The organism is Pseudomonas sp. (assembly GCF_032058845.1).
Taxonomy (GTDB): domain Bacteria; phylum Pseudomonadota; class Gammaproteobacteria; order Pseudomonadales; family Pseudomonadaceae; genus Aquipseudomonas.
Genome location: NZ_DAMCCR010000003.1, coordinates 1 through 6895, shown reverse-complemented (window position 1 = coordinate 6895; position 6895 = coordinate 1). Strand labels below are relative to the sequence as shown.

Annotated in this window: 5 protein-coding genes; 2 read left to right on the top strand and 3 right to left on the bottom strand. The window is 67.2% G+C overall.

The window, feature by feature from the left end:
- Positions 1-586: alpha/beta hydrolase (locus RT028_RS00970; protein WP_312931412.1), on the top strand; the 586-nt coding region annotated here is incomplete at its 5' end.
- Positions 587-1076: 490 nt separating this feature from the next.
- Here RT028_RS00970 and RT028_RS00965 read toward each other — a convergent pair.
- Together RT028_RS00965 and pvdM are read right to left on the bottom strand one after the other, a co-directional pair.
- Positions 1077-2375, bottom strand: a complete 1299-nt coding sequence (locus RT028_RS00965) for an aminotransferase class V-fold PLP-dependent enzyme (protein ID WP_312931410.1) — start codon at positions 2373-2375, stop codon at positions 1077-1079.
- A 7-nt stretch (positions 2376-2382) separates the two neighbouring features.
- Positions 2383-3741 (bottom strand): pyoverdine-tailoring dipeptidase-like protein PvdM, encoded by a 1359-nt coding sequence (pvdM, locus tag RT028_RS00960; protein ID WP_312931408.1) that lies wholly within the window; start codon positions 3739-3741, stop codon positions 2383-2385.
- A gap of 152 nt (positions 3742-3893) precedes the next feature.
- Between pvdM and RT028_RS00955 the strand changes: the two genes are divergently transcribed.
- Complete coding sequence (locus tag RT028_RS00955; RefSeq protein WP_312931406.1) at positions 3894-5519, top strand: PvdJ/PvdD/PvdP-like protein; 1626 nt, start codon at positions 3894-3896, stop codon at positions 5517-5519.
- Between the two features lie 177 nt (positions 5520-5696).
- Here the strand turns inward: RT028_RS00955 and RT028_RS00950 are convergent.
- Positions 5697-6895 (bottom strand): efflux transporter outer membrane subunit (locus RT028_RS00950; RefSeq protein WP_312931404.1); only part of this gene is annotated, 1199 nt, incomplete at its 5' end.

Here is a 6895-nt window from a genome sequence, read left to right as displayed (position 1 = left end):
GGCGCCAGAGCAGGTCTTCCCCACCGCTGTGCACGACGCCGAAGACAGCGCCGCATGGCTGGTGCAACACGCCGCAGCGCTGGGCGTGGATAGCGCTCGAATCAGTGTGGCCGGTGACAGCGCCGGCGCTACCCTGGCCACGGTCCTCGCCATCGCGGCGGCACGCGGCGAGCTGGCTGGCGGATTCGCCCCGCGCGCGCAGCTGCTGTTCTACCCGGTCACCGACACCGCGCAGACCCGCCAATCCCACGCACAGTTCGCCGAAGGCTACCTGCTGGAGAGCGCCACGCTCGAATGGTTCTACCAGCACTGCCTGAGCGAGCCTGGGCAGCGTCGCGACTGGCGCGCCTCGCCCTTGCGCGCGGAGCACCTGCCGGCACTGGCCCCCACCTACCTGAGCCTGGCCGAATACGACCCGCTGTACGACGAAGGCCTGGCCTACGCCGCACACCTGCAGGCCAGCGGCACCCCGGTGACCCTGCTGACCCAGCACGGCCTGACCCATGATTTTCTGCGGATGTCGGGCATCACGGGGCAGATCGACGGCATCTACAGCGCCGTGGGCGACTGGTTACGTAATCTCTGAGCGTGGTTGCAGAGTTGGGTCGGCATTGCCGCCCATCGCGGCTGAAGCCGCTCCTACAGGGGGTGCGTTGGGCTGCCGAACTGTATGAAAGCGCGCCACGGTGTAGGAGCGGCTTTAGCCGCGATGGCCGGCAAAGCCGGCCCGATTCAGGCGCCGCGAAAGAGCAGGAGAACAGAGGTCACAGCCTTGCGTCGGCATTGCCGCCCATCGCGGCTGAAGCCGCTCCTACAGGGGGTGCGTTGGGCTGCCGAACTGTATGAAAGCGCGCCACGGTGTAGGAGCGGCTTTAGCCGCGATGGCCGGCAAAGCCGGCCCGATTCAGGCGCTGCGAAAGAGCAGGAGAACAGAGGTCACAGCCTTGCGTCGGCTACGCCGCCCATCGCGACTGACCAAAGCGCCGGACCGGCCACTCCCATAGAGGCACGAGTGTTCTGCGCCACAGTAGCGACTCGCGCCCGGCTGATTCCCGTACCTCAGTGTCTTGAAGGATTCAAGCCAGCACGCGACCCAGACTGTCCATCAACCGGTCGATCTGTTTCTCGTCATTGAGCAGTCCCGGGGCGGTACGAATGACCGGGCCGACATCACGGCTTACCGCATCGACCGTGACCTTGCGCGCAATCAGCGCTGCCGCCACCGCATCGCAGTCACGGCCCTTGACCGTGAAGAAGGTGAACCCCGACGACAACTCGGCACTGCGTGGCGTGACCAGACGGATGCGCGGGTCGGCACTGAGCTGGTCGCGCAGGTAGCCGTTGAGCTGGTGGATGCGCGTCTGTACCTCGTCCTTGCCCAGTTGCAGGTGCAGCTTGAAGGCTTCATCCAGCGCCCAGCGGTGCTCGAAGGCGTGGTAGCCGCCCGGCGTCATGCGCGTGGCGAAGTTGGTGTCTTCGGAGAAGGTCGGCACCAGCGGCGTCAGGTCTTCCAGGGTTTCGCTGCGGGCACAGATGATGCCGGTGCCGCGCGGGCCGAACATCCATTTGTGCGTACCCGCGATGAAAAAATCGCAGTTCATGCGGGCGAAGTCGAGGTTCTCGACACCCAGCCCGTGCACGCCATCGATCACATAGAGGATGCGTTGCGCCGCCGTGCGTCCGCGGTTGTGCCGCGCCACCAGTTCGCCGATCTGCACCACCGGCAACTTCACGCCGCTGCTCGAGTGCACCCAGGTCATGCCCAGCACCCGGGTTTCAGGGCGGATGGCGCGGTCGATGTTGCCGAGAATTTCTTCGATGCTGACCTGCGCCGGGTCGTCGAACAGGGTGATCTTGCGCACGCGGGTGCCGTCGCGCTCGGTGCGGTAGGCCAGGGTGTAGTGGGTCGAATAGTGCTCGTGCCGGGTGGTGAGGATCTCTTGGTCGGGGCGCACATGGATGCCGCCATAGATCATCGACAGGCCTTCGGTGGTGCTGCCGGTCAAGGCGATCTGCGCTGGCTTGGCGCCGAGGTAGCGCGCGGCCCACTCACGCACCTGTGCTTCATGCTGCCAGGCTTCCTCACGGTCCCAGTCCATGGCCACGGCCGGGTTACGGTCGAGCCAGGCACGGTGGCGCTCGATGGCCTCGCGCACCGGTGTGGGGTGGGCGGTCAGCAGGAAATTGGCGAAATGCAGGTAGTCCGGGTCGAGGCTGAACAACCCCTGCAACCGTTGCCATTTGTCCGTACTCGTGAGGCGGGGTGCGGGGGCAGGGGGCGCGGAATGCGCGCCGCACGCGGCGAGCCCGCCACTCAAGGGCACTGCCATGGCCAGCAGGCTGGCGTTTTTCAGAAAGGTACGGCGGTCGGTCATGGCAGGGTCACGGTGTCGGGGGCTGAGAGGGGCGTGCAGGGGTCGCAGCCTGTTGCACCTGCGCCCAGGTGCGCAGGAAATTACCGCCCCAGAGCTTGGCGATGTCGGCTTCGGAGTAGCCGCGCTGGAGCAGCTCGGCGGTGACGTTGCGCGACTCGCTGACATCGCTCCAGCCCAGCACGCCGCCACCTTCGTTGAAGTCCGAGGCGATGCCCACATGGTCGATGCCGATCTTGCGCACGGTGTAGTCGATGGCGTCGCCAAATTCCTTGAGGGTGGCCTTGGGTTCCTCTTCGAGGATCGCGTACAGCTGGCTGGCGTAACTGCCGAATTGCTGCTCGCTCCAGGCGGCAATCACCGCATCACCGGGCATCAGCGCCATGGCCTGATTGGGCAGGCTGGGCAAACCGAACGAGTGGCGCAGCGCGTTGAGCTTGTCCTGGGTCTGTTGCGTCAGTGGCTTGAGGTACTGGGAAAAGGCCACAACCTGCACCACGCCGCCGCTGTCGCGGATCAGTCGCAGTTCCTGGTCGCTGAGGTTGCGCGGGATGTCGACGAACGCGCGTGGCACCGAATGCGAGGCCACGATCGGCGCGCGGCTCAGGGCCGCCACCTGCTGCAGCGCGGGGGTCGACATGTGCGAGACATCGATGATCACGCCCAGGTCGTTGAGCCGCTGCACGGCCTGCTTGCCCAGATCCGAGAGGCCGCCCAGGGCGTCGGGCGAGTCATTGAGAAACGGCAGCGGGCGTGAAGAGTCGGCCCAGTCGTTGTTGCCGATGTAGCTGAAACCGAACATACGCATGCCGCGCGCGGCCCAGACGTCCAGCAGATCCAGGTCGTGCCCCAGCGGGTAGGCGTTGAGCATGCTGATGAAGACCGCGAACTTGCCTTCGCCCTGCAGGCGCCGCATATCGTCGGGGGTGTAGGCAATGCCGACCTGGTTGGGGAAGTCGCGGACCATCCCGCTAATGGCCTTGTAGCGGACCTCCTGCTGGTTGCGCGCTTCCTCGATGAAGCCGGCCGTGGGGCGGTGCGGGGCATTCGGGCCATTCCAGATTTCCGGCCAGCCGAAGATCGTCAGCGCGGCGCCAGAGAGCCTGCCTTTGGCGGCTTTGATCAGGTCGAAGGCGCCGCCGGTGTCCCGGTCGGCCTCGTGGCCTTCGCTACCAAAGCTCAGCGGCAGGGTGATGTGGCTGTCGAACGAGAGCAGCCGCTCCTGCAGCGCATCGGCCTGCTCGACCACCTTGCGCGGGTAGGCCGGGGCAGGGTCGAGCGCGTGCCAGGCCAGGTAACCGCCGACGCCGATCAGCACGGCCAGCGGCAGGCCAAGGTAGAGGGTCTTCTTCCAGCGAGGTGATGTCATTGCCGTCTCGATGCAGGTCACGGGCGGGGGCTATCCGGGAAGAACGAGGCCTGAGTGGGGAAATTTAGTCCGGGCGGTCGCCTTAAATTTGCTCTGCCAGCAAACGTTCTTGCTGGGATAGCGCCTGCTTCAGGGCGGACTCAGGTGGGGTAATGACACTTTCTCGACGAGGCTTCATGGCCGTGGCGGCGCTGCTGGGTGCCGCAGTGCCTGCGGGCTATTACGGCCACCGCGAACTGACCCGACCCGATGAGGAACCCGAGACCCCGGGCGAGGCCAGCGTCGACCTCACCGATGTCGCGGGGCAGCAACTGGCCAATCGCCTGCGCGGTATCTGGAGTGTGCGTATGCACGGCGCCGAGGCCGGCCTGCCAGGCCTGCCGGACGATGACCTGGAGCTGTTCATCGACATCGCCGCGCGCGGGCGCGGGGTACGCGGTTGCCTGGACAGCGCCGTGCGCCTGCGCAGCGAGGCGCAGCCGGCGTACGGGTTGCTCGGCGACCTGCGCCAGGATGACGACGGCCGGCTGTACTGGCGCCTGGTGGCGGCGCACCAGACCGCCCCGCGCTATGAAATGAGCGTGCAGGTCGATGAGGTCTGGGACGCCTTCGGCAATGCCGGGCGTGACACCTTTACCGGACGGCTGATCGACCTCGAGCGACCCCTGGCGCTGCCGCAGCAGGACAACCTGTTCGTCGCCACCAAGCACGCCTTCCCCGAGGCGCGCGAGCGCATCACCCTGCAGCCGCCGTTGCTGGCCTGGCTGATCTCGGCCGAGCACCGCCTGTTTCATCAGCTCTGGCATGCCAGCCGCGATCAATGGCACAAGTTGCCCGACGACAAGCGCAACGCCCTGCGTGGCCTGGGCTGGCAACCCGGCCCGCGTGACAGCGAGCGTGACGCACGCGGCCGACACAAGGACCGCAACGGCTCCGGAGTGGATTTCTTCTTCATGCACCGGCACATGCTGGCCAGTGCCCGTGCGTTGCAGCCGCTGCCGTCGTGGCCCCATTTTCCGCTGCCGCAACCTGCACTGGAACGCGACCGCCAAGGGTTTGCCGCGTATTTCGACAACCTCGATGGCTGCTCCATCCCGCCCACCTGGCTGGCGGACGATGACGAGGAATACACCGAGTGGGTCAGTGGCATCAAACGCGAAGAGACCTTCCAGGCCAACTTTGCGCTGTGGGAATCGCAGTACCGGGACCCGCGCTACCTGTCGCGCCTGACCCTCGGGCAACTGGGCTCGGAGATGGAACTGGGCCTGCACGACTGGCTGCACATGCGCTGGGCGGCCGTGCCGCGCGACCCGTCCAACGGCGCGCCAGTGCCTTATGGCCGCACTCAGGATGACTTCGCCCCACGCTGGTTCAGGGCTGAAAACGACTTTCTCGGCGACCCGTTCTCCTCCCACGTGCACCCGATATTCTGGCGCTTCCATGGCTGGATCGACGACCGCATCGAAGACTGGTTCGCCGCGCAGGAACGCTTTCACCCAGGTCAGGTACGCCGGCTAGAGGTCAACGGCGTGCCGTGGTTCGCGCCGGGGCGCTGGGTCGAAGTCGACGACCCGTGGCTGGGCCCTGACACCCACGGCTGCAGCACCGTACCGGGCGTGCGCCCTGGTCGCTCGGTGGAGATGGATGTGGAGACCATGAAGCTGGCGTTGCGGATCATCTGGGCCGGTGAAGACGACGGCATGAAAGGGTTGCTCAAGCGCGTGCCGAAACGGCCGTGGTATGCCCGGCATCTGTCGGTGGCCGGGATGGATTTCTAGGCGCTGTCTGACAAACGCCGGACAGGCCGCTCCAACAAGGGACCGGGCCGGGCAGGGCTGAAGTGATGCCTCAGGAAGGCTCGGTCGGTGTCAGCGGTCGGTCCGGCGCTGCCGCGTCACCGTTGGCGACTGACGGCCGCAGCGGACGCGTCACCCAACATGGCGCCCGATCCTCGCTCAATCCGCGCCGCCGCGCTCCGTCACGTGCCATCCGCCGCCCAGCGCCTTGTACAGCGCCACGCTGCCCTGCAGCCGCTCCAGGCGCAGGCGCGCCTGTTGGTCCTGGGCGAGGAACAGCGTGCGTTGGGTTTCCAGCACCACCAGCAGGGTTTCCGCGCCGGCGGCGTAGCGTTGCTGGGCAAGGTCGAAGGCCAGTTGCGCCTGCTCGACTTCCTGGTTCTGCCATTGACGCTGGCGCTCGACGCCGGTCAGCGCGTTCAGGGCTTTCTCCACCTCGGCGAAGCCACCGATGATCCGCGTGCGGTAGTCCTCCAGCAGTTCGGCTTCGCGGGCACTGGCCAGCTCACGGCCTGCGCGCAGCCGGCCATGGTTGAAGATCGGCGCTGCCAGCCCGGCACTGAGGCTGTAGAACGGGCTGTTGAACAGCTCGGCTGCAGTGCGTGCGCCGCTGCCCAGGTCCACCCCCAGTTGCAGCGTCGGCAGCATCGCGGCGCGCGCCACCTGTACGTCGGCACTGGCCCCGGCCAGGCGCGCTTCGGCGGCGGCGATGTCCGGGCGGCGGGTGAGCAGGTCGCTCGGCACGCCCCCTGCCAGGCTCGGCCAGCGCAATGCAGTGACCGTTTCGGCGCTGGCCGGCAGGTTCTGCACCGGCTCGCCGAGCAAGGTGGCGAGGGTGACGCGGTTGTCCTGGCGTTGCTGTACAAGCAGTTGCACCTGGCGTTGTTGCGCCGCCTGCAAACCACGCTGCTGGGCCAGCTCCAGACGGCTGGCCGCCCCCGCGAGCTGACGGTTTTCCACCAGGCGCAGCACGTCGTCGGCGTTGCTCAGGTTGAGGCGGGCGAGGCGCACCTGCTCGGCCAGGGTCAGGTCACGCAAGTAGCTGTCAGCCACGGCACCGAGCAGGGTCAGCTCGACGGTCTGGCGGTCGAAGCGGCTGGCCTCCAGGCTGCGCAATGCGCTGTCGCGTCTGCCGCGCACACCTCCCCAGAAATCGACTTCATAGCGGGTGCTCAGCACGGCGTCGAAACGGGTGCTGGTGGCGCCGCTGCGGCTCACGTCCAGGCCGTCGTAGCCCGCACCGCGCATCAGGTGCTGGCGGCCGGCGTCGACGGCCAGTTGCACCTCCGGCAGCTGTCCTGCACCCGCGATCACGGCGTTGGCCTGGGCCTGCCGGACGCGGGCGGTGGCAGCGGCAA

Excerpts from the sequence above, each read along its gene's own strand:
- RT028_RS00965 (WP_312931410.1), bottom strand. The coding sequence starts at position 2,375 with ATGACCGACCGCCGTACCTTTCTGAAAAACGCCAGCCTGCTGGCCATG.
- pvdM (WP_312931408.1), bottom strand. The coding sequence starts at position 3,741 with ATGACATCACCTCGCTGGAAGAAGACCCTCTACCTTGGCCTGCCGCTG.
- RT028_RS00955 (WP_312931406.1), top strand. The coding sequence starts at position 3,894 with ATGACACTTTCTCGACGAGGCTTCATGGCCGTGGCGGCGCTGCTGGGT.